Origin of the sequence: Streptomyces sp. NBC_00775 (assembly GCF_036347135.1) — a bacterium.
Taxonomy (GTDB): domain Bacteria; phylum Actinomycetota; class Actinomycetes; order Streptomycetales; family Streptomycetaceae; genus Streptomyces; species Streptomyces lutosisoli.
Map to the genome: position 1 here is coordinate 1,835,500 of NZ_CP108938.1, position 24,095 is coordinate 1,859,594.

Annotated in this window: 12 protein-coding genes; 8 read left to right on the plus strand and 4 right to left on the minus strand. The window is 72.1% G+C overall.

Annotated features, from left to right (window positions below; genetic code table 11):
• Positions 1-7 precede the first annotated feature (7 nt).
• The 3 genes from OIC96_RS08355 (at position 8) to OIC96_RS08365 (ending at position 3,354) form a co-directional block, all read left to right on the plus strand.
• Complete coding sequence (locus OIC96_RS08355; RefSeq protein ID WP_330308494.1) at positions 8-1,147, plus strand: acyl-CoA dehydrogenase family protein; 1,140 nt, start codon at positions 8-10, stop codon at positions 1,145-1,147.
• Positions 1,144-2,619, plus strand: coding sequence for an amino acid adenylation domain-containing protein (locus OIC96_RS08360; protein WP_330308493.1), 1,476 nt, complete (start codon positions 1,144-1,146; stop codon positions 2,617-2,619). The genes OIC96_RS08355 and OIC96_RS08360 overlap by 4 nt, the downstream gene beginning before the upstream one ends.
• A 204-nt stretch (positions 2,620-2,823) precedes the next feature.
• On the plus strand, positions 2,824-3,354 hold the full coding sequence (locus tag OIC96_RS08365; RefSeq protein WP_330308492.1) for a flavin reductase family protein: 531 nt from the start codon (positions 2,824-2,826) through the stop codon (positions 3,352-3,354).
• Between the two features lie 208 nt (positions 3,355-3,562).
• Here the strand turns inward: OIC96_RS08365 and OIC96_RS08370 are convergent, their stop codons facing one another.
• Entirely contained in the window at positions 3,563-4,249 is a 687-nt protein-coding gene (locus OIC96_RS08370; protein WP_330308491.1) for an NAD-dependent epimerase/dehydratase family protein, read from the minus strand.
• A gap of 24 nt (positions 4,250-4,273) precedes the next feature.
• Positions 4,274-4,948: a TetR/AcrR family transcriptional regulator gene (locus tag OIC96_RS08375; protein ID WP_330308490.1), complete on the minus strand. Its 675-nt coding sequence runs from the start codon at positions 4,946-4,948 to the stop codon at positions 4,274-4,276.
• Between the two features lie 237 nt (positions 4,949-5,185).
• Here OIC96_RS08375 and OIC96_RS08380 point away from each other — a divergent pair, with 237 nt between their 5' ends.
• Positions 5,186-6,049: an SDR family NAD(P)-dependent oxidoreductase gene (locus tag OIC96_RS08380; RefSeq protein WP_330308489.1), complete on the plus strand. Its 864-nt coding sequence runs from the start codon at positions 5,186-5,188 to the stop codon at positions 6,047-6,049.
• Positions 6,050-6,275: 226 nt separating this feature from the next.
• Here OIC96_RS08380 and OIC96_RS08385 read toward each other — a convergent pair whose 3' ends face one another.
• The gene (locus tag OIC96_RS08385; protein ID WP_330308488.1) at positions 6,276-7,049 is read right to left on the minus strand and encodes a thioesterase II family protein; all 774 of its coding nucleotides are present in this window, start codon (positions 7,047-7,049) and stop codon (positions 6,276-6,278) included.
• Positions 7,037-7,897, minus strand: a complete 861-nt coding sequence (locus OIC96_RS08390) for a 4'-phosphopantetheinyl transferase family protein (RefSeq protein ID WP_330308487.1) — start codon at positions 7,895-7,897, stop codon at positions 7,037-7,039. The genes OIC96_RS08385 and OIC96_RS08390 overlap by 13 nt, the downstream gene beginning before the upstream one ends.
• Before the next feature lie 183 nt (positions 7,898-8,080).
• On the opposite strand from OIC96_RS08390, the gene OIC96_RS08395 reads away from it, so the two are divergent.
• The 4 genes from OIC96_RS08395 (at position 8,081) to OIC96_RS08410 (ending at position 24,086) form a co-directional block, all read left to right on the plus strand.
• A complete protein-coding gene (locus tag OIC96_RS08395) occupies positions 8,081-8,350 on the plus strand; it encodes an acyl carrier protein (protein ID WP_327433133.1) in 270 nt (89 codons plus the stop codon).
• Positions 8,351-8,426: 76 nt separating this feature from the next.
• A complete protein-coding gene (locus OIC96_RS08400) occupies positions 8,427-9,785 on the plus strand; it encodes an NAD(P)/FAD-dependent oxidoreductase (protein WP_330308486.1) in 1,359 nt (452 codons plus the stop codon).
• Positions 9,786-9,936: 151 nt separating this feature from the next.
• Positions 9,937-18,639: a type I polyketide synthase gene (locus tag OIC96_RS08405; protein ID WP_330308485.1), complete on the plus strand. Its 8,703-nt coding sequence runs from the start codon at positions 9,937-9,939 to the stop codon at positions 18,637-18,639.
• On the plus strand, positions 18,639-24,086 hold the full coding sequence (locus OIC96_RS08410) for an SDR family NAD(P)-dependent oxidoreductase (protein WP_330308484.1): 5,448 nt from the start codon (positions 18,639-18,641) through the stop codon (positions 24,084-24,086). Before OIC96_RS08405 ends, OIC96_RS08410 begins: the two co-directional genes overlap by 1 nt.
• The last annotated feature ends 9 nt before the right edge of the window (positions 24,087-24,095 follow it).

Here is a 24,095-nt window from a genome sequence, read left to right on the forward strand (position 1 = left end):
AGCAGATGTGGAGTTCGGCTGGAACGAGGGCCAACAGGCCCGCTACGACGAGGTATTGGACGCGACGCGGGACGCGTTCCCCGCGGCGCCCGGCGCGGGCCACGGCTTCTACACCCGCAAGGACTGGCTGCGGCTCGGCGAGATCGGCATGCTCGGGTCCTGCCTGCCCAAGGAGTACGGCGGGCAGGGCCTCGGCGCGCTCGACACCGCGCGCGTCGTGGAGGCCGTGGGCCGTGGCTGCGCCGACACCGGTCTGGTGTTCGGCGCGGCGGCGCACACCTTCGCCTGCGCCGTACCCCTCGCGCGGTTCGGCGGCGATGCCCTGCGCCGGCGCCTGCTGCCCGAGCTGGCGGCGGGCCGGCTGATCGCGGGGAACGCGATGACGGAGCCGGAGGCCGGCTCGGACTCCTCGCGCCTCGGCATGACCGCGACGCCCACCGACGGCGGGTTCGTGCTCAACGGCACGAAGAGCTTCGTCTCCAACGGACCGGCCGCCGATGTGTACGTGACCTACGCGACCGTCAATCCCAAGATGGGCTTCCTCGGGGTCACGGGGCTGGTCGTCGACCGGGACACGCCCGGCGTCGTCGTGGGCAAGCCCTACGAGAAGATGGGCCTGCACTCCTGCCCGGCCGGCCCGGTCACCTTCGAGGACTGCTTCGTGCCCGAGGAGCAGGTGCTCGGCGGCGTCGGCGCGGGCGCGGCGATCTTCCAGCACTCCATGGGCTGGGAGCGCGCGTGCCTCTTCGCCCTCTACCTCGGTCTGCTCGACCGGCTCGTGGAACAGTGCGTCGCGCACGCCCGGGAGCGCCGTCAGTTCGGGCGCAGGATCGGCGAGTTCCAGTCGGTGGCGAACCGCATCGCCGACATGAAGCTGCGCCTGGAGAGCGCCCGGCTGCTGCTGTACCGCGCCTGCTGGTCGATGGACCAGGGCGACGCGTCCGTACTGGAGATCGCCCTGTCGAAGCTGGCCGTGTCCGAGGGCGTGCTGGCGTCCGCCGCCGACGCGGTGCGGGTCTTCGGGGGCCGCGGCTATCTGCGTGAGGACGGCATCGAGGCCGCGCTGCGCGACGCCGTGCCCAGCACGATCTTCTCGGGAACCTCGGACATCCAGCGTCAGTTGATAGTGAAGGAGATAGGCCTGTGAGGCTCCACCAGCTCGTCATCGACTCCGCCCGGCGCGCCCCGGACGCCCCGGCCGTGCGCTCGTCCCAGGGGGTGTTCAGCTACCGGGAGCTGGACGACCTCGCCGACCGGTACGCGGCGGCGCTGCACCGCCGCGGCGTGCGCCCCGGCGACCGGGTCGTGCTGTGGACCCACAAGACCCTCGACGCCATCGCCCTCATGCAGGGCGCGCTGCGCGTCGGCGCGATCTACGCACCGGTCAGCGCCAACAACCCGGCCGCCCGGGTCCGGCGGATCGCCGCCAGCTGCACGCCCGCCCTCGTCGTGGCCGACCCCGACGGCATCCGCCGCGCCACGGCCGCCGGCTGGGACGACTCCCTGCCGCTCACCTCCTTCGACGAGGTCCGCGAGGAGGCCCCGGCGGCCGACGCGCCGGCGCCGTACGAGAACGAGCCCGACGAGCCGGCGTACATCCTCTACACCTCCGGCTCCACCGGTGAGCCCAAGGGCGTGTGCATCAGCCACAGGAACGCCCTCTCCTTCATCCGCTGGGCCGCCGACGAGGTGGGCGTCACCGCGGACGACCGGCTCTCCAACCACGCGCCGTTCAACTTCGACCTCTCCGTCTTCGACCTGTACGCCACCTTCCTGGCCGGCGCCTCGGTCGTCCTGGTCCCCGAGGGCCTGGCGTACGACCCCGCCCAGCTGGGCGCGCTGATGCGCCGCGAACGGATCTCCGTCTGGTACTCGGTGCCGTCCGCGCTGGTCCTGATGATGCAGCGCGGCGAGCTGCTCAGCGACGAGCCGCCCGCCGATCTGCGGGTGTGCGTGTTCGCCGGGGAGCCGTTCCCCATCCAGCAGGTCCACGAGCTGCGCAAGGCGTGGCCGGACGTACGGATGCTCAACTGGTACGGGCCGACCGAGACCAATGTGTGCACCAGTTACGAGGTCACCGACCGCGATCTGGGCAGCACCCGTCCGCTGCCGATCGGCACCGCCGTCAGCGGCGACCGCATCCGGATACACCCGCCGCGCGAGCGTGAGGGCGAGATCGTGGTCAGCGGTCCGACGGTGATGCTCGGCTACTGGGGCCAGGAGCCTCACAAGGGCGCCTACTACACCGGTGACATCGGCCGGATGGGGCCCGACGGGATGCTGGAGTACGTGGGCCGGCGCGACCACATGGTCAAGGTGCGCGGGCATCGCATCGAGCTCGGCGACATCGAGACGGTGGTCTGCGCCCATCCCAAGGTCGCCTCGGCGTCGTGTGTCGTGGTGGGCGACGGTCTGGACGCGAAGATCCACGCCGTGGTGGTGCCAGAGGGCCCGGAGGGTCCCGGCCTGCTCGAACTCAAGCGCGAGTGCGCCGACCGGCTGCCCCTCTACATGGTGGTCGACGCGGTCCATGTCGTCCCCGAACTGCCCCTGACCGGCAACGGCAAGACGGACCGGCAGGCCCTGCTGAAGCAGATCACCGCCCTCGACGCGCGGTGAGCCGTGATGCCCGGCCCACGCACGGCGCATCCGATGTCTGACATACGGCGATTCCCGGAGCCCGGCACACCGCGATTCCCTGTGCCGGGCGGACGGCGCTTCCCGTTGCCCGCCGTACGGCGCTTCCCGACGACAGTCACCCGGTGAACCCCGATGACCTCCGCGGCCCTGACCCGCCTCGGCCTCAGAGACGAGGACCTGCCCATGCCTGAACGACTCAGCACCTCCGAGACCCTGCTGGACCAGGTGGACCTGCACACCTTCCGTTCGGTGATGGGTTCCCTGCCGACCGGGGTGAGCGTCGTCACCAGCCTCACGGCCGACGGCGAACCGCGCGGCCTCACCTGTAGCGCGGTGTGCAGCGTGTCGGCCTCGCCGCCGCTGCTGCTGGTCTGTGTCAAGCAGCCCAGCGCGACACTCGAAGCCATCCACCAGAGCTCGGTCTTCGCGGTGAACTTCCTCTCCGCCGGCATGGCCGAGACGGCCCGCACCTTCGCCTCCCCGGTGCCCGAGCGGTTCGAGGGCGTGCCCTGGACCCAGGGCAAGCGCACTTCCGCGCCGCTGCTCGACAACACCGTGGCGTTCGCGGAGTGCATCCTGACGAGCAGTCATCTGGCGGGCGACCACCAGGTACTGATCGGCCGCCTGGTGCACGGCGACATCTCCACCGGTCTTGCGCCGCTTGCCTATTGGCGGGCGCAGTTCTCGGAGGTACGTGCGCACCCCGCCGCCTGACCCGGACCATTCCGCCGCCGGCCCTCCCCCTGTCGAGCAGGGGCGAGGGCCGGCGGCGCGGTAGGCCCGCGTCTCCTGCCTCGGGTGCGGCACGGGCTCCCTGTCTCGCGGAACTCTCGCAGCCGGTCATTCATGAGAATTCCGGGGCGTCGCACCCGTGACCGGAGGTCACCTGGTGCGGCCTCCAGGGCAGTCAGGCGTGCGGAGGCTAGGGCGCTTGTCCTGGCCCGACCGCGGCGAGGCGGTTAATGTCGGGGTTGCGCAGCACCGTGGGGCCGGCGCCGTTCAGGCGGGCGGCGGCGAGCATGGCGCGGCCGACGGCGTCGGTGGTGGTGACATGGCGGGGGAAGGCGCGCCGCAGGAGCGGGTAGAGGCCTGCGGTGACGCGGTACAGGACGCGGTACACACGGGTGCGGGAGGTGACTCCGTCCACGGGCTGGACGTAGCCGGGGCGGAACATGTACCCCGTCATCGGCATGGCCAGCAGATCGTTTTCGGTGCGGCCCTTGACCCGTGCCCACATCTGGCGGCTCCGTCCGGTGCTGTCGGTGCCCTCGCCGGAGACGTAGACGAAGGTCAGCGCGGGACTGGCGGCGTACAGGGCGTGGGCTACGGCGAGAGCGTAGTCATGGGTGACGCGTGTGTACTCCTCCTCCCGGCGGCCGACCGCGGAGACGCCGAGACAGTAGAAGCAGGCATCCAGGTCCTTCAACTGGTCCTGGATGGCGGTGTAGTCGGTGAAGTCGGTGTGGACGATCTGCCGCAGCTTGGGGTGGGCGGCGGACAGAGGGCTCCGGACGACGGCGAGTACCTCAGTGACGGTGTCATCGAGAAGGCAGGCACGCAGTGCGCCGTGTCCGATCATGCCGGACGCTCCGAAGACAATGACGCGCACGACTGCTCCTAGGAAGGTGGGGGGTCAGGACGAGGTACGGGCGAGGGTGCCGGCGGCGAGGGTCGCCAGCATCTCCTGGAGGGCGGTGGCGAAGTCCATCTTCAGGACAGCGAGGGTCGGGTCGGCTTCGTAGGCAGCGAGCATCGCCTGTGACGGGCGGGCGTGGGTCCACACCGCACCGATCACCATGATCATGGACGCGGCCAGCTGGTGAGCCCGATCGCCCAGCTCGGGCAGGTGAACGCGGGCGAGGGCCGCGAGCGTGTCGACGTTGGCGAGCGCGGCTCTTTTGTAGCGGGCAGCAACCTCCGGGGACACGTTGTGTTCCAGTACGCCGGCCTGTGCGCTGAGCAGGTCGCACAGCACGCGGCGCTCGGCGAGGGAGGTGGTGACCACCGCGGCGAGCTGCTCGCCACGCTCGTCCCCCGACAGCTTCGCGTCGATGCCGGCGGCCAGCGGTTCCGGCAGGTCGGCAGTCCACTGCTTCCAGGCGTGGTCCAGCAGCTCCAGCAGGATCGCCTCGCGGGACTCGAAGTAGCGCAGTACGTTCGACTTGGCCAGCCCGACACGACGGCTCAGCTCGTTGAGGCTGACCGCGCTCGCGGGCATCTCGTCGAGCATGGCGGCGGCGGTGTCGAGGATCGCCCGCCGCCGGATGTCCCGCTGCTCCTCACTACGCGCACGCTGGAAAGTATTCATGCCTCCATATTACAGACCCCCGGTCTTTTGACATCAGACCGGGGGTGCCTTACGTTGGACGCATCGCAACAGACCGGCGGTCTGAAATTACGGGTCTCCTCGGAGCAGCCTCCGTGTGGCCTGTGCCGTCCGCCGCGATCTTCCCGACGTGAAGCGTCCGCGCTCCCCCCTCTCAAACCGAGCACAGTTGCGCATGCGTACCAATCGAGCACAGAAAGTAGTGAAGGAGTTCCCCTCATGAACCGCACCGTTGTCATCACCGGCACCACCTCCGGCTTCGGCCGCGACAGCGTCCACCTGTTCGCGTCCCAGGGCTGGAACGTCGTGGCGACCGTCCGCAAGGAGAAGGACCTCGCCATCCACCATGACCTGCCGAACGTGAAGACCCTGCTGCTCGACGTCAACGACGAGGCGGCCGACGCCGCCTTCGCCGAACAGGCCGCCGCCCAGTTCGGAGGCGTCGACGCGCTGGTGAACAACGCCGGTTACTACCACATGGGCCCCGTCGAGGCCGCGTCGATGGAGCAGATCCACGACCAGTTCCAGACCAACGTCTTCGGCCTGATCGCCCTGACCAAAGCCTTCGTGCCGTACTTCCGCAAGCAGCGTTCCGGCGTGATCGTCAACATCGCCTCGATCAGCGCCGACCAGGGCTACCCCTACACCGCCGTCTACGCCGCCTCCAAGGCCGCGGTCGCGGCTTTCTCCGAGGGCCTCAACGTCGAGATGGCCGACTTCGGCGTCGCGGTCAAGGCGATCTTCCCGGGCGCCCACGCCACACGTATCTTCACCAAGATCGACCAGGCGGGCGACGTCCCCGAGGACTACCTGTCCGGCATGCAGCGCTTCTTCGGCATGCAGGGCACCGGCTCCAGCCCGGCCGTCACCGCGAAGGCCATCTACGAGGCCGTCACCGACGGCAAGATCGAGAAGGTCCGCTACTACACCGGACCCGACGGAGTCGCCGTACCCCGCGTCAAGCAGCTCCTGGGCGCCGACTGGTACTGGGAGGAGTTCCGCAACGCCTCCACCGGCAGCCCCAGCGACCTGTGGAAGAGCCTCGTCACGCAGGGCAAGGAGCCCGTCGAGTTCACCCTCTGACCCACCCGCCCCGACCGGTCAGTGCAGCCACCGTCCTCATCGTCGCCGAGCCCGGCCGCCTGCGGATCGCGCAACGGCCGCAGGCTCCCGCCGACAGGGATGGCGGCATGGGAGCTGTAGCGGCCCACAGCTCAGCGAGGCGCCCACCGAGGGGAAACGAGGCCGAGGAAGTCACACAACGCTGCATGCCCCTTCGCCGTAGCCATACGAGAACAGGGCCTGGCGGTCAGGCCCCCGTCCCCGCTTCGGGCAACGCCCGCAGCACCCCCGCCACATACGCGTGGAACGCCGGGTCGTCGAGCAGGAAGTGGTTGCCGGGCAGCCACTCGATGGCGACGTCGCCGGCGCCGTGGTTCTCCCAGTCCCGCAGGCCCGGATCGTCCACCATGGGGTCGTCCACGCCCGCGCACACCCACAGCGGGCACGCCAGCGGCGGTCCGGGCAGCGGGGTGTACGTCTCCGAGATGGTGAAGTCGGCGCGCAGCACGGGGGTGAACAGCTTGACCAGTTCGGGGTGTTCGAAGAGCTGCGGCGGGGTGCCGCCGAGCCGGCGCACGGACTCCAGGAACGCCGACGCCGACAGGGTGTGCAGGTCCGGCAGGGTGCGGCGTGCGGTGGGGCCGTTGCGCCCCACCACGACGACTCCGGCCGGAGGGCGGCCCAGGGCGCTCCAGTAGCGGCCCATCTCGTAGGCGAACGCCGCGCCCATGCTGTGCCCGAGCAGCACGTACTGTCCCGTGGTGTGCGGGGCGGAGCCGCGGATCAGGTCCTCCATGACCGCGTCGAAGTCCTCACGCAGCGGCTCGGTCATCCTGCTGCCGTGCCCCGGCAGCTCCAGCAGCGTCATCCTCGCGGCCCCCGGCAGCGCGGCCTCCAGGCCGGCGAAGGCCCGCGCGGCACCGCCCGCGTGCGGCAGGCACAGCAGCGTGGGGCGGATCTGGCGGGCGCCGCCGGGCGCGGACGTGGTGGCGGCCGGTCCGGGCGTGCTCAACTGCTGCATCGCGGGATCTCCCTGGTGAGGTGGGTGCGAGGGCTTCCGGTCGGGGTCGTGGGTGTCGCGGGACTCGAAGGGAGCGGCGGCGGTTCGGGCCACTCACCGGGTTCGAGCGGGTACACGCGTACGACGCCGCCGCCCCCGGCGACCGCCACGGCGGCCCTGAACTCGGGTCCTACGTCGATGAGTTGGAGATTCCATGTCCGTGCGGCCGAGCCGGGGGCCGACTGCACCCGTACCGGACCCGCACGTCGCGCGCCGGGCGTGACCCGCACCGCGGTGAGATCTCCCGCCAGGCCGCTGCCGAGAGCCTTGAGGACCGCCTCCTTGCACGCCCAGTGGGTGAACAGGCCGCTGTTCAGGGGGCCTTCGCGGTCCGCAGGCCACTGTGCCGCCTCGTGGTCGGAGAGCACCTGGCGGCGCAGGCCCGCCGGATCCCTGAGGGGTCTGATCCGTTCGACGTCGACGCCGGTGGGCCCGTCACGGCTCACCGCCACCAGGGACATCCCCTCCGTATGCGCCAGGCTGACCCGCAGACCCGGGTCACCCGACACATAGGGCTTGCCCAACCTGCCTGCGGTGAAGGTGACTTGGGACGCGGTAAGTCCGGCGTACGCGGCCGTCACGGTACGCAGCGCGGCATGCGCCGAGGCGTACAGCGTGCGCTGCGAGGGCACCATGTGCCGCCACCGCCGCAGCTCGTCCGGCGAGAGCAGCTCCAGACAGCGCCACAGTGCCGTTTCCTGCCCGGGGCCGGGCTCCCGTACCGACCAGACGTGCACTTCTCCGGTCGGCGGTCCGGGCCGGCGCGCGGTCACCGGTCGGGCCGCCAGTTGAGTCATGGCTTGGGTCATCGCTTCTCCAACCACTCGGTCATCACTGCCCGTTGGCCTCTTGACGATGAACTCAACACTAGTAGAGTTCATCAGGAAATGACATCATCAGGTGTTGAAATCAACGGGCGTTGAACTCCGTTGGACCCCCGTTGGATCCCGGCGGGACCGCCCGCCCCTCAACGCATCCCCAGGAGGTACGGCGTGGCCAGTGACCGCGACGAACTGATCGCCCAGCTCACCGAGTTCGTCCAGGACCGGCTTCTCGCGGAGCCCGACTCGCAGGGCATCGCCCCGGACACCCCGTTGCTCGAGTGGGGAATCCTCACCTCGATCAACACCGCTCAGCTGCTCACCTTCATCCGGGACGAGCTGGGAACCAACATCCCGCCGACCGAGCTGACCGGCACCAACTTCCAGAACCTGGACAGCATCACCGACCTGCTGCTGTCCCTGCGTACGCCCGCTCACTGACCGGGGCCTGCCCGCCGGACAGGTCCCAGCGGCCACGGCACGGCGTCACCCACCCGAATTCGCGACAGGAGATCACGTGTCCGAGACATCGGCGAACTACGACTACGACATCGGCATCATCGGCGGCGGTCCGGCCGGCTCCACCGCCGCCTCCTATCTCGCCAAGGAGGGGTTGTCCGTGGTGGTCTTCGAATCGGAGACCTTTCCGCGCGAGCACGTCGGCGAGTCGCTGGTCCCGGCCACGACGCCGGTGCTCATCGAGACCGGCGCCATGGAGAAGGTCGAGGCCGCGGGCTTCCCCAAGAAGTACGGCGCCGCCTGGACCTCCGCCGAGGACCGGAACATCGACCACTTGGGCTTCCAGGGCCTGGACCACGACTTCCGCGCCGCCGAGGTCCTCTTCAGCGAGCGCGACCAGGCCGGCGTCGACCGCGACCACACCTTCCACGTCGACCGCGGCAAGTTCGACCAGATCCTCCTCCAGCACGCGGAGAGCCTGGGCGCGAAGGTCTACCACGGTGTCCGCGTCAACCGCGTCGACTTCACCGACCGGGACCGCCCGGTCATCCAGGCGAAGGTCGGCAACCAGTCCGTCGGCGTCCCCGTCCGCATGGTCATCGACGCCAGCGGCCGCCGCACCATGATGGGCAGCCAGCTCAAGGTCAAGGAGCCGGACCCGGTCTTCAACCAGTACGCGGTGCACACCTGGTTCGACGACTTCGACCGCAAGGCCCTCGCGGTCAACAAGGACCAGGCGGACTACATCTTCATCCACTTCCTCCCGCTGGAGGACACCTGGGTCTGGCAGATCCCGATCACGGACACCATCACCTCCATAGGTGTCGTGACACAGAAGGCCCGGTTCAAGGAGGCCAAGAACGACCTGGAGACCTTCTTCTGGGACACCATCGGCAGCCGCCCGGCCCTCCAGGACGCGCTGAAGAACGCCAAGCGGGTCAAGGAGTTCAAGGCCGAGGGCGACTACAGCTACTCACTGAGCAAGGTCGCCGACGACTCGCTCGTGATGATCGGTGACGCGGCCCGGTTCGTGGACCCGATCTTCTCCAGCGGTGTCAGCGTCGCGCTCAACAGCGCCCGTCTGGCCGCTGCCGACATCATCGCGGCGCACAAGGCCGGGGACTTTCGCAAGGAGCGGTTCGACGGGTACGTCAACACGCTCCGCGGCGCGGTCAACAACTGGTACGAGTTCATCTCGATCTACTACCGCCTCAACATCCTCTTCACGGCGTTCGTCCAGGACCCGCGCTACCGCCTGGACGTCCTCAAGATGCTCCAGGGCGATGTGTACGACGGGGAGCCCAAGGCCCTGGCCGCGATGCGGGAGATCGTCGAGGCGGTCGAGGCCGACCCGAACCACCTCTGGCACAAGTACCTGGGGACGCTCAAGGCCCCCTCCGCGGCGGCCAAGTTCTGACGCCGCGGCACCGCGGCAGCCGATCGCTGCCGGTCACGACCCGGGTGGCGTGGACGCCCCTCCCGCCACCCGGCCCCGGACTTCCGCCCGCACCGTCCGGCCCCGGACTTCCGTCCGCACCCACCGTCTGACGCACTCCTGGAGGGGATCCATGCCCGCCCGCAGCGGAATCACCACCGATCCGGCCATAGCCCTTGTCGGCATCGGGTGCCGTTATCCGGGCGGGGTGACCGATCCCGCGTCCTTCTGGCACGTCCTGCGGGACGGCGTCGACGTGATCGGGGAGATACCCCCCGAGCGGTGGGGCCCGGAGTACATCAGCGAGGACGGGGCCGCACCGGGCACCGGGTACTGCCGCTACGCGGGAGTACTGCCGGGGCTCGACCAGTTCGACGCCGACTTCTTCGGCATCTCGTTCCGCGAGGCACGCGAGATGGACCCGCAACAGCGGCTCCTGCTCGAAGTGTCCTGGGAGGCCCTGGAGCACGCGGGGCTCACCAAGCCCCAGCTCGCGGGCTCCCGTACCGGCGTGTTCTTCGGCATGCTCGGCATGGACTACACGCTGCTGCACTCCAAGACGCGCGGTGTGAAGGGCATCGACCCGTACTACGCGAGCGGCAAGGAGTTCAGCTTCGCGCCCGGCCGGGTCGCCTACACCCTGGGGCTGCACGGGCCGGCGCTCGCCGTGAACACCGCGTGTTCCTCGTCCCTGGTCGCCGTCCACCTGGCCTGCCGCGCGCTGGCCAGTGGCGAGGCCGACACCGCGCTCGCGGGCGGCGTCAACGTGCTCGCCGCCCCCGAACTGTCCATCTTCATGAGCAAGGTGCAGGCCCTGTCCCCCACCGGACGGTGCAAGCCGTTCGCGGCCGACGCCGACGGCATCGTGCGCGGCGAGGGCTGCGGCGTCGTCGTACTGAAGCGGCTCGACGACGCGCTCGCCGACGGCGACCAGGTGCTCGCGGTCATCCGGGGCAGCGCCTTCAACCACGACGGCCGCAGCGCGGGCCTGACCGTGCCCAACGCCTCCGCGCAGGAAGCTCTGTTGCGGGAGGCCCTGCACCGTGCGGACGCCGGCCCGGACGAGGTCGCGTTCGTCGAGACACACGGCACCGGTACCCCGCTCGGCGACCCGATCGAGGCGTACGCGCTGTCGCAGGTGTTCGGCCCCGGCCGTGACGCCGGGCGCAAGCTCCACATCGGCTCGCACAAGGCCAACTTCGGGCACACGGACGCGGCCGCCGGTGTCGCCGCCCTGATCAAGACCGTCCTGACCGCACGGCACCGGGTGGTGCCGCCCCAGCTGCACCTCGGCACGCCCAACCCGGCGATCCCCTGGGCCGACGGCCCGCTGAGCATCTCGGCCGAGGCCAGGCCGCTGGACGCGACCGAGGACACCCTCTTCGGTGTGAGCGCCTTCGGCCTCAGCGGCACCAACGCCCACCTTCTGCTGTCCTCGCCCGCCGAGCAGCCGGCACCCGGGGCGAGCACGCCCGAGGCGGACGCCCCACGGGTGCTGCTGCTCTCCGGCTCCACGGAGGCCGCCCTCCAGGAACGCGCCCGCGACCTGGCCGGCACCCTCGACGGAGAGCGGTCCGTCGCGGACGTCCTGCACACCGCGGCGATCCGGCGCACCCACCACGAGGCGCGGGCCACCGTGATCGGCGCCGACGTCGAGGAGCTCTGCGCCTCGCTGCGCGAACTCGCCGAGGGCAACCCCGACGAGCGCACCGTCACCGGCACCGCCGAGCCCCGGCGCCGCCACCGCACCGTCTTCGTGTTCTCCGGGCAGGGCTCGCAGTGGCGGGGCATGGGACTGGACCTGTGGGACCGCGAGCCGGTCGCCGCGGCGAGCCTTGAACACAGCGACGCGGTGCTGCGCGAGGCGGGCCTGCCGGGTCTGCGGGAGTTGCTGGGCGGCAGCGATCTCGCCGCCACCGAGCTGGCCCAACCGGCCGTCGTGGCCTTGCAGTTGGCGCTCGCCGAGGTCTGGCGCTCGCGCGGTGTGGAGCCGTCCAAGGTCGTCGGGCACAGCCTCGGCGAGATCTCCGCCGCCTGTTTCACCGGCGCCCTCGACCTGCCCACGGCGCTCGACCTCGCCGTGCGGCGCGGGCGCGTCATGGCCGCCGCCGCGGGCACCGGGCGGATGCTCGCGGTGGCCCTTCCCGAGGACGAGGCGGTCCAGATCGCCGCCGGAACCGGGCGGGCGGTCACCGTCGCCACGGTCAACGGGCCCGCCTCGACGGTGCTCGCCGGCTCCGAGGACGATCTGACGGCCATCGCCTCGCTGCTGCGCGAACGGTCCGTCACCGCGCGGTTCGTGCCCGGCGACTACGCGTTCCACAGCCCGGCGATGGCACCCTTCGCCGACCAACTCCGCTCGGAACTCGGCGACTTGGCCCCGGTCGACCGGCCCGCCGCGTTCGTGTCCACCGTCTGGCCCGACGAGCCACCGGCCACGCTGGACGCGGCGTACTGGGCCGCCAATGTGCTGCGCCCCGTCCGCTTCTGGCCCGCCGTGCGGGACCTGCTCCAGGACATGGGCGCCGACTTCATCGAGATCGGCCCGCACCCCACCCTCGTACGCCCTCTGACGGAGGCACTGAAGTCGCTGCGGCGCCAGGGGGTCGCGGTCGGCTCGCTGCGCCGGGACGCCGACGGGCCCGCGACGCTGCTCTCCTCGCTCGCCGCACTGCACTGTGCCGGTGCCGAGGTCCGCTGGGCCGATCTGGTTCCGGGCCGGCTCACCGAGCTGCCCCGGCATCCGTGGCAGCACGAGTCGTTCTGGCTGCCCGAGGTGACTCCGGGCACGCAGTACGCCCCGGGCGCCGTGCCGGGCGCGGAGGTCGCGCCGGCCCGGCTCGCCGTGCAGCTGCTCGACCCGTCGGGCAGGCCGCTCGGGCCCGCGCAGCAGCTCGAACTGAACGGCGCGCCCAGCGGCGCGCCCACGACTCCGCCGGAGCCGCTCGGCTCCGGCGGTGCAGCCCCGGTCATGGTCCCGACCCCCCTGGGGACCGACCGGGAAGCCGCCTCGTCCGCCACCGTCCCGTTCCTTCCCCCTGCGGGAGCGGTGGCGGACGGGACCGGAACCCCCGCCAGCTCGACGGAGTCCGGCAGCGCGCCCGTCGCTTCCGAGCCGGCGAGCGTCGAGCGCGAGCGCAGGTCGCTGATGCGGCTGATGTCCGAGGTGCTGGCGGAGATCCTCGGCCAGGACCCGGGGCGGCGCATCCCGCCCCGGCGCGGCTTCGCCGACCTCGGTCTGGACTCGCTGAGCATCGTGGAGTTCGTCGACCGCCTCGGTCTGCGGCTCGGCCTGGACATCCCCCTGTCCACCCCCTTCGAACGCCCCTGCCTGGACGAGCTGGTCGACCATCTGCTGCCGCAGGTGATCGCACACAAGGCACCGCAGCCGCCCGCGACCGCACCGGCACAGCCGCACGAGCGGGAGACCGCGCCCTCGGCATCGGGCGCCGCCGCTGCCCCTGCCGACGACCCGATCGTCGTCGTCGGCATGAGCTGCCGCTTTCCCGGCAGCCCCTCCGTGCGGGACTACTGGCAGCTCCTGCTGGACGGCCGTGAAGTCATCCGCGACGTGCCCTCGGACCGCTGGGACGGTCAGGCGTTCCTGTCCGACGGGCCGTGGACACCCGGCACCATGACCTCGCTGCGCGGCGGCTATCTCGACGACGTACGTGGCTTCGACGCGGCGTTCTTCCGTATCTCGCCCCGTGAGGCACGCAGCCTCGACCCGCAGCACCGGCTCTTCCTCGAAGTCGCCTACGAGGCACTGGAGGACGCCGGCGCGACCAGGGACCGGCTGCGCGGCTCCGCCACCGGTGTCTTCGTCGGCATGAACAGCGCGGACCACGCCCAGCACATCGGCAGCCACCTCCAGGACGTGGACCTCTACTACGGCACCGGCAACTCCTTCGCCGGGGCGTCCGGACGGCTCTCCTACTTCCTGGGCCTGACCGGACCCAGCATGGCCGTGGACACCGCCTGCTCGTCCTCGCTGACCGCCGTGCACCTGGCCATGCAGAGTCTGCGCCAGGGCGAGAGCGACCTCGCGGTGGCCGGCGGGGTCAACGTGATCCTCAGCCCGGTGATCCCGGTGGCGGTCTCGGCCGGCGGCGCCCTCTCCCCCAGCGGCCACTGCCGTACGTTCGACGAGGCGGCCGACGGCTATCTGCGCGGCGAGGGTTCCGGAGCGGTCGTACTGAAGCGGCTGTCGACCGCGCTCGCCGACGGTGACCGTATCTACGCCGTGCTGCCCGGCAGCGCGGTGAACCAGGACGGCGCCAGCAGCGGACTGACCGTGCCGAACGGCACCGCGCAGCGCGCCCTGATCGAACAGGCCCTGGTACAGGCCGGATTGAGCGGCCGCGACGTCGGTTACGCCGAGGCGCACGGCACCGGTACCCCGCTCGGGGACCCCATCGAACTGCGGGCGCTCGCCCAGGCGTTGCGTCCCGAGGGGCCCGACGGCGCACCGCTGCTTGTCGGCTCCGCCAAGCCCAACATCGGACATCTGGAGGCCTCGGCCGGTATGGCCGGGCTCATCAAGGCGGTGCTGTCGGTGCACTCCGGGCGGATCGCCCCGCACATCGGGGTGACGACCACGCCGACCCGCCAGGTGCCGTGGGAGCGGCTGGGGCTGGCGATCGCCGAGGGTGCGGAGCGGTGGCCCGAGGACGGGCGGCGCCGGATCGCGGGCGTCAGCTCCTTCGGCTTCACCGGAACCAACGCGCACATCCTGGTGGCCGAGGCCCCGGCTCCCGGGGATGCGGCCGGCGAACCCCCGGCGCGCTTCGCGCTGCCGCTGTCCGCCGCTCAGGAGTCGGCGCTGCCCGACGCGGCGAAGCAGTACCTCGCGGTGCTGGAATCGGGAGACGCGAACGCCCTCGCCGACCTGGCGTACACGGCGTCCGCGCGGCGCAGTCATCTCGACCACCGGGCCGTCGTGGTGGGGCAGGACGTCGTCGGCGTCCGCTCGGCGCTGCGCGCGCTGGCCAAGGGTGAGGAGCACTCCCAAGTCCTCACGGGAACCGCTGAGTTGGAGCGCTCCTGCGTGTTCGTCTTCTCCGGGTTCGGCTCCCAGTGGGCCGGGATGGGGCGTCAGCTCCTGGAGAGCGAGCCGGTGTTCCGGGATGCCGTGCTGACCTGCGAGGAGGAGATGCGGAAGTGGATCGCCTGGTCCCCGCTGGCCTCGCTGCGCGGTGAGCCGGACAGCCGCCCCTTCGACGAGGGCGTCCCGCAGGAGCTGATCTTCATGATGCAGGTCGGCCTGGTCGAGCTGTGGCGCAGCTGGGGTGTGGTGCCGGCGGCGGTCGTCGGGCACAGCATGGGCGAGGTCGCCTCCGCCTGGGCCGCCGGGGCGCTGACCCTGGCGCAGGCCACCGAGATCCTGTGCCTGCGCTCGCGGCTCCTGGACACGCTGGTCGGCACCGGCGGCTCGATCGTCGTCGGGCTGTCGCGCGAGGCCCTCGCACCGTATCTGGTGCTGTACGAGGACAAGTTGGGCATCGCCACGGTCAACGGCCCGCGCACCACGGTCGTCGCCGGTGATGTGGACGCCCTGGAGGAACTGGCCGAGGAGCTGACCGAGGCGAATGTGTTCGTCCGCCGGGTCAAGGTGCTGGTGGCGCCGCACTCACCGCTGATGGAACCGCTGCGGGAGCGGCTGGTGTCCGGCCTCGCGCACCTCGTGCCGTCCGAGGCCCGTGTCCCGCTGTACTCCTCCGTGGAGGGCGGCGAGATGGCGGGCTCCGCGCTCACCGCCGAGTACTGGGGCCGCAATCTGCGCAACACCGTGCTCTTCCAGGACGCGGTGAGCGCGGTCGAGGACCCGCAGGACCGGGTGTTCGTCGAGGTGTCCCCGCATCCGGTGCTGGTCTCCGGCACCGAGGAGTCCTTGCAGGCCGCCGGGGTGCAACGCCCCGTGGTGCTGCCCTCGCTGGTGCGCGACGAGGACGAGGTGGGCACCCTGCTCACCAGCCTCGGCACGCTGCACGCGCAGGGCGCCCCGGTCGACTGGGCGGCGTTCGCGGGCCCCGGCCGCACCGTGGTGGATCTGCCCGGCTATCCCTGGCAGCGCAAGGAGCACTGGCTGCCGGACACCTCCGTGGACCGCCCCGCCGGCTCGGGCGCCCTGGTCGGGGCGCCGGTGCGGCCGACGACCGCCGCGTGGACGGCGCTGCTCCCGGTGACGGTGGACGGAACCCGCAGCCCCTGGCAGGTCAGCGGTTCCGGATCCCGTACTACGGTGTCGGCGCCCGCGCTCCTGGAGGCCGCGCTCGCCGGTGCCGCCGCGACGGGCTCCCCCGCGCCGGCACTGGACGACGTACGGTTCGGCACTCCTCCCCGCGCCGACGACGAAGGACGGGCCGGCCTTCAGGCCGTGGTCGACACCCGGCAGAGCACGGTCGTGCTGCGCCCGCTGTCCGGGGACGCGAGCGGCGGGGACACGCCCGCACTGAGCGCGTCGACCGACGTATCGGCCCGGCCCGCCTCGGACGCTGTCGCCCTCGGTCCGCTGGCCGACGACGAGCCCCTCCGGGCCGCGCTGGCCGACCGCTTCCCGGCGCTCGGGGTGCGGTCGGCCGGCAGTGGCCGGGGCGCCGCGGATGTCACCGTGGAGCTGCCCGACGGTGCCTCCCGCCACCGGATGCCCGCCGAACTGCTGCGTCTGGCACTGCACTTGGTGGCGGATGTGCCGGACTCCGGCGCCGAAGCGCCGGACTTCGAACCGCTGCCCGCCGGTCTCGCGTCGGTCCGGGTCAGGGCGGCCGTGGAGGGCACCGTACGGGTGTGCCGGGGTCCGGTCCGCGCGGGTGCGGGCGGGCAGCCGGAGGCGGACGTGACCGTGCTCGACGCGGCGGGCCGTGCCGTGGTGGAGCTGACCGGGCTGCGCCTGGCCGCCACCCCCGAACCGGCCTCGGCCGACCCGGACGGGGACGGCGACGGAGGCCGGATCGAGCGGCTGCTGTACCGGATGGTGTGGCACGCCGCGGGCCAGCGCCCGGCCGGCCGGGACGGTGCGCAGGTGGCGCCCGCGACGCGCTGGCTGGTGTGCGGCGACACCGAGCATCTGGCGGGTGCCGTGGCCGAGGGGCTGCGGGCGGCGGGCTGCGAGGTGCGCCGGGTGCGCTCGGTGGACGTGCCGGGGAGCGAGGGGCTCGTCGTCGACCCGGCCGACCGGGAGGCGTGGGAGACGCTGCTCGCGGTGCACGCCAACGAGGCGACCACCGGTATCTGCGACCTGTGGCCGCTGGAGGACCTCGACTCGCGCCCCGACGGATGGCGTGTCACCACCGCGCTCACCGGCGCTCTCGCGGGCGCCGAGGGCACGGTGCCCCGGCTGTGGCTGGTCACCCGGCACGCCCTGCTGCCGTCCGGTCACGAGGGTTTCCCGGACGGCAACCAGGGGGCGCACGCCGGGCTCGGCCGCACGCTGGCGATGACACGACCCGAGGCCTGGGGCGGCCATGTCGACCTGAGCCGGGGCAGCGCGGAGGAGTTGCGCACGCTGGTGACGCGGTTGTTGTGCTCGCCCGGCGACGAGCACATCCGCGTGGAGCACTCGTCGGTGCAGGTCGGTTCGCTGGTGCGCGCCGACGCGCCGGACCGGGCCGGGCAGCGGCCGCTGTCCGCCGAGCGCTGGCAGCTGGTGACCGGCGCGGGCGGCGCCCTGGTGCCGCCCGTGGTGGACTGGCTGGTCGGCGCGGGCGCCCGGCGGATCGTGCTCGCCGACACCGAACCCGGGCAGGGCGAGCGGGTGTCCGTCGAGGACCGGATCGAGGGGTGGCGTGCCGCGGGCGCCGAGGTCCGCACCGTGCGCACCCAGGGCTCGCGGGACGAACTGGCCGCGCTGGTCGAGGAGTTGCGGGCCGACTCCGGGATCGCGGGCGTGGTGTGCGCGGCGGCTCCGGAGCTGGCGGCCCCGCTGGAGGAGACCACCGAGGCCGCGCTGCGGGCCGAGTGGAACCGCGCCGAGACGGCCGAGCTGCTGCACCGGCTGACCGCCAAGGATCCGGTGCGCCTCTTCGTCCTGCTGGGTTCGGTGCCGGGCACCTGGGGCGGCGCCGTCACGGGTGCGGCGGCGCCGGCCGACTGGTCGCTGCGGGCGCTGGCCGCGCGGCGCCGGGCCGGCGGGCTGCCGGTGGCGCACATCGAGCTGATGCCGCTCGAAGGCAGCCACCTCCTCGACGAACGGACGACTTTACTGCTCAAGTCGAGCGGGGTCGCCCCGCTGCGGGAGCGTGACCTGGTCACCGCCCTTGACCTGCTGGCCTGGGACCACACCGTGCACGCGTGCGTGGCCGACGTGGACTGGGAGCTGTTCGGCAGCGCGCTGGCCGACGCCCCGCACCGGGAGCTGTTCCGTACGGTCCTGGGGGCGGCGAAGCAGACCGGCGGCACCGAATTCGTGGCCGGGCTCAGCGGGCTCGACCCCATGCAGCGCCGCGACCGGATGCTCGACTGGGTGTGCGCGCAGGTCGCCGCGGTGCTCGGCCTGCCGGAGGACGACCTCCGGGCCGACCAGGGCTTCTTCGAGCTCGGGATGGACTCGGTGATGTCGCTGACGCTGCGGCTGCGGCTGTCCCGCGAGCTGGAGACCGAGCTGTCCTCGACGGTCGCCTTCGAGCATCCGACCACGCTGGCGCTCACCACGCACCTCCTGGAGCAGCTCGGCCACCCGGCCGCCGGCGCCGAGGACACCGCCGCGGATCCGGCCGGCCCCGACGCGTCCCAGGCCGAGGCCGCCGACGACCTGGACGGCCTCGACGACGACGAACTGCTACGCCAACTGGAGGCGGAGATCTCCGGCTCACAGGCGCTTGGATTTGAGGAGAACTGATGACGAAGAGCCACGCCGAGCAGCCGAGCCAGGACGTTCTCCGCGGCCGGCTCAAGGACTCCCTCGGCACCATCCGCAGTCTGCGCGCGCGGGTCCAGGAGCTCTCCCAGCCACAGCCACTCGCGGTGATCGGTCTCTCCTGCCGGCTGCCGGGCGGCGACACGCCCGAGGAGTTCTGGCAGTCCCTGGCCGACGGCCGCGACGCGACGTCCCAGTTCCCCGAGGAGCGGCACTCCATCGCGGGCTTCTACAACCCGGACCCGGACCACCCGGGCACCGCGTACACCCTGTCGGGGAACTTCCTCGACGGCCCGGTGGACGCCTTCGACCCGACCGTCTTCGGCATCTCGCCGCGTGAGGCCGCGGGCATGGATCCGCAGCAGCGGCTGGTGCTCGAACTCGCCTGGGAGGCCATGGAGAACGCCTGCCTGCCGCCGAGCGAGCTGGAGGGCAGCCGGGTCGGGGTCTTCCTCGGTGCCAGTACGAGCGACTACGTGCGGATGCGGCAGCAGAAGGGCTCGATGGCGGACGTCGACGCCTATCAGCTGATCGGTGAGCCGAGCTTCCTGGCCGGCCGGATCTCGTACACCTTCGGTTTCCAGGGCCCCAGCATGGTGATCGACACGGCGTGCTCGTCCTCGCTGGTGGCGCTGGAGCAGGCCGTCCTGTCGCTGCGCTCCGGCGCGTGCGACATGGCGCTGGTCGGCGGGGTGAACCTGATGCTGTCCCCGTACGGCTTCGTCCTGGTCAGCAAGTTGCGCGCGCTGTCGCCTGACGGGCGCTGCAAGACGTTCGACGCCTCCGCGGACGGTTACGCGCGTGGTGAGGGCGGCGCGCTGTTCGTGCTGAAGCGGCTGAACGAGGCGGAGGCCGCCGGGGACCGCGTCCTCGCGGTGGTCCGGGGCGTGGCGACGGAGCACGACGGGCGCAGCAGCGGTCTGACGGTTCCGAACCCGGCCGCGCAGCAGAACGTCATCACCTCCGCGCTCAAGGACGCCGGGGTCTCCCCCGCCGACCTCACCTATGTCGAGGCGCACGGCACCGGCACCCAGCTGGGCGACCCGATCGAGCTGAAGGCCCTGAACGCGGTCACCAGCACCGGGCGTCCGGCCGACCGGCCGCTGCTCGTGGGTTCGGTGAAGACCAACATCGGCCATCTGGAGCCGGCCGCCGGTGCGGCGGGCCTGCTGAAGGTCGTCCTGGCCCTCCAGCACGACACGCTCCCCAAGCATCTGCACCTCGACAACCCGAACCCTCAAGTCCCTTGGGACGCCATCAACTTGAAGGTGACCAGCGAGGAGACCCGCTGGCCGGAGGGGCCCCGGACCGCCGGGGTGAGCAGCTTCGGCGCCAGCGGCACCAACGCGCACACCGTGCTCGCCGAGGCACCGCAGGCCGCACCCCGCGAGGGCACCCCGCGCGAGGTGGGTCTGCTCACCCTGAGCGCCAACAGCCCGGAGGCGCTGCGCGCGATGGCGGGCACGTACGAGAGCCGGGTGCGGGCGGCGGACGCACGGACCCTGTCGGACATCTGCTACTCGTCGCACATCGGGCGGGCCCGGATGAAGCACGGGCTCAGCGTGACCGGCGACCGCGAGCAACTCGCAGCAGGGCTGGCCGCGTTCGCCGCCGGCGAGCGCGCCGACCAGGTCACCACACACGGCCCGACCGGTGCGAAGGCGCGGCGGCTCGGCTGGCTGTTCACCGGCCAGGGCTCGCAGTACGCCGGGATGGCCGCCTCGCTGACGGCCGCCGAGCCGGTCTTCGCCGACGCCCTCGCACAGGTGGTCGAGGCCCTCGACCGTTACCTGGACGAGCCGCTCGGCCCCGTCCTGTTCGACGGCGAGCGCATCAACCGGACGGGCTTCACCCAGCCCGCGCTCTTCGCCGTGGAGTACGCGCTGGCGCGGATGTGGGAGTCGTGGGGCATCCGGCCGACCGCGCTGATCGGGCACAGCCTGGGCGAGATCACCGCGGCGTGCGTCGCCGGGGTGCACTCGCTCGACGACGCCGCCCGGCTGGTCACGGCCCGCGCCCGGCTGATGGAGGCGCTGCCCTCGGGCGGTGTGATGGAGACCCTGGTCTGCGACGAGGAGTCCGTGCGCGCGGCGATCGCCGAGGCCGGTCCGGTGCCGCAGGTCGCGGTGGCGGCGGTCAACGGTCCGACGGACGTGGTCCTTTCGGGGCCCGAGGAGGAGATCGCCAAGGTCGTCGACGTCCTGGCCGGACGCGGTGTCAAGCACCGCCGGCTCGTCGTCTCGCACGCCTTCCACTCCCCGCTGATGGCCCCGATGATCGACGAATTCCGCAAGGTCACCGACACCCTGACGTTCCATCAGCCCAAGTACCCGATCATCTCCAACGTCACGGGCCGCGAGTGGGGGCCCGAACAACTGCGGCCCGCCTACTGGTCCGAGCACGTGCTGGCGCCGGTGCGGTTCTACGCGGGCGTCACCGCCCTGTACGAGACGGGATGCCGCACGTTCCTCGAACTCGGCCCGGCCCCGGTGCTCCTCGGTCTCGGCGCCCGCTGCCTGCCCGAGGACGGCGTCGGCTGGATCCCGTCACTGCGCCGGGACCGCGAGGACACGCACATCGTGGGCCAGGCCCTGGGCGCGCTGCACCACCGCGGTGTACCGGTCGACTGGAGCGCGGTGCACCGCGACGAGAAGCCGCGCCGCACCTCGCTGCCCAGCTACCCGTGGCAGCGTGAGCGGTACTGGTTCAACGACGACGCGCGGGGCAGTTCCCCGGAGTTCGCCGCGGACGACGCCCCAGGGGCGCTCTTCGAGGGTCATCTGCTGTCCGGCGCGCCCACCTTCTCGCCCCAACTGAACGATCTGTCCGAGGTGTTCGTCCAGACGGGCCCCGACGGCCGGCGGTCCGTGTCGGCGGGCGGCTTCTGCAACTGGGCCCTGGCGGGCGCCGCCAGGCTGCCCGGCGCGCAGCCGCGGCTCGTGGACCGCTTCGTGGTGGGCGAACCGCTGCTTCTGGACCCCGAGCACCGGCCCGCGCAGATACGGGTCTACGTACTGCCCCAGGACGACGATGGCCGTTCGCTGTTCCTCTGCTTCTCCCGGCACGGCATCGACTCCGCCGAGAGCGGCAGCTGGCGTCTGCACGCCCGCGGTGTCCTGGTCCGCCGCCCCACGGACACCCGGCGGGCGGGCGGCGACCTCGACGCCGTACGGGCCCGCTGTGTGCCGGTCGACCCGGCCGACATCGCGGTGCCCGGCTGGGCCGAGCCGGTCCTCAACGAGGTCTACCAGGGGCCCGGCGAGGTACTCGCCGAGGTCAACCGCGCCGCCGAGAAACTGCCCCGGGGCGCCCTGCTCGATCTGACGCTCGGGCTGCTGCGCCAGTCCGAGAAAGCCCCGCTCACCGGCGGGACCCGCACGCCCACGGCCGTCCCCGAGGGCACCCGCCGCTACATCCACGGCTGGCTGGACCCGGCCGAGGAGGACGGCGAGCTGAGGGGCGGCCTGGAGATCCTGGGCTCCGACGGCAGTGTGCTGATCATGATGCGGGACGTCCATCTGCGGTCGTCGACGCCGCCCGTGCCGGACGTGCCGCGCAGCGCGCGGGCGGAGACCGTGTGGGAGCAGATCTGGCGGCCGGCCGGCCCGGAGGCGTTCGGTGAGCGGAGCCTGCTGGGCGAGCGGGTGCTGCTGATCGGCTCCGGCGCCGCCACGGCCGGTACGGACACCGGTCTGCTGGAGGACGTGTCCAAGCAACTGACGCTGCGCGGAGCGGTGGTGAGCCAGGCCGGGCCGTCCACGGAGGCGGTGCTGCGGGCCCTGGACGCGGGCAGGCCGTACGGGCATCTGGTCCTGCTGAGCGGCCTGGAGCTGCCGGTGGCCGGTTACGGCGCCGAGTCCGTGGGCCAGGCCAGGGCCGAGGCGGAGCACGTCTTCCTGGCCGCCACCCGGCAGCTGGCCGTCGACGGGGCCGCCACCCAGCTGTGGGTGGTGACCCGCGGCGCCCAGTGGACCGGGCCCGGGCAGCACGAGATCTGCCTGCCCGCGGCCCCGCTGTGGGGTCTGGGCAAGGTGGCCGCCCTGGAGCACCCCGAACTGTGGGGCGGCCTCCTCGACCTGGATCCGGCGGGCGAGCTCGACGAGGCGGAGCGGATCGCCGAGCTCCTCGCGACCCGCACCGCCGAGGACCTGACGGCCCGGCGCGACGGCACCGTCCTGGTGCCCCGGCTGGTGGCCGCCGGGTCGGGCGAGGGAAACGGAGGGAACGAGGCAAGCACAGCGCGTCCGGCACCGGAGCTGAGCGACCTCGGCAGCTATCTCGTCACCGGCGGTCTGGGCAGCCTCGGCCTGCTGATGGGCGAGTGGCTCGCCCGCAATGGCGCGGGCACCGTCGTCCTCGTGGGCCGCACGGGTCTGCCGGACCGCTCCGCCTGGGACGACCCGCACCACGACGACACGACCGCCGCCAGGATGGCCGGGGTGCGCCGGATCGAGGCCCAGGGCGCCGACGTACGCGTGGTGGCGCTGGACGCCGCCGACGAGACGGCGTTGCGTTCCCTGACCGACCAACTGGGCTTGTCCGGACGGCCGTTGCGCGGTGTGGTGCATGCGGCGGGCCTGTCGGAGCCGCAGTTCCTGCGGGAGAGCGACCCTCAGACGTACGACCGCTGCCTGCACGCGAAGGTGGACGGTACCTGGGCGCTGCACAACGCCACCGTCGACCAGGACCTGGATCTGTTCGTCTCCTTCTCGTCGATCGCCTCGGTCTGGGGCTCGCAGCACCTGGCGGGTTACTCGGCGGCCAACGCCTTCCTGGACTCCTTCGCGTACTACCGGCAGTCGAAGGGCCTGGCCGCCACGACCGTCAGCTGGGGGCCGTGGGCCGCCCGGTCGGGGCTCGCGGACGACTCGGTGATGGCGTTCCTGCGCTCCATCGGGCTGCACCAGCTCAACCCCGACCACGCGCTGGAGCTGCTCGGCGAGGCGGTGGTCGAGAAGGTCGCCCACCGTACGGTGTGCTCGGCGGACTGGGCCCTGTTCCGGGACCTGATGGAGGCGCGGCGGGAGCGGCCCATCCTCAGCGAGATCCGCAGCGCGCCCGCCGCCGACCAGGCCGAGGACGCCGAACTGGGCGCGCTGACCGCCCGGTTGATCGGCCTCGGCCGCACCGAACGCCTCGCCGAGCTCAACGAGTACATCCGCGTCCAGCTCTCCGGGATCCTGCGTCTGGAGCTGGACACCCTCACCGAGGACACCCGGCTCGCCGACATGGGCCTGGACAGCCTCATGGTGATGGAGCTGATCAGCCGCTGCCGGGACGATCTGGGCCTGGAGATCAACAGCCGTGACTTCTTCGCCTGCCCCGGCATCCACTGGGGCTCCTTCCTCCACGAGCTGATCGAGGAGAGGTACCCGGCGACCACCGACGCGTCCGGCCCCGAGCGGCCGGCGGTCCAGGACCAGGCATGACCGCCCGGG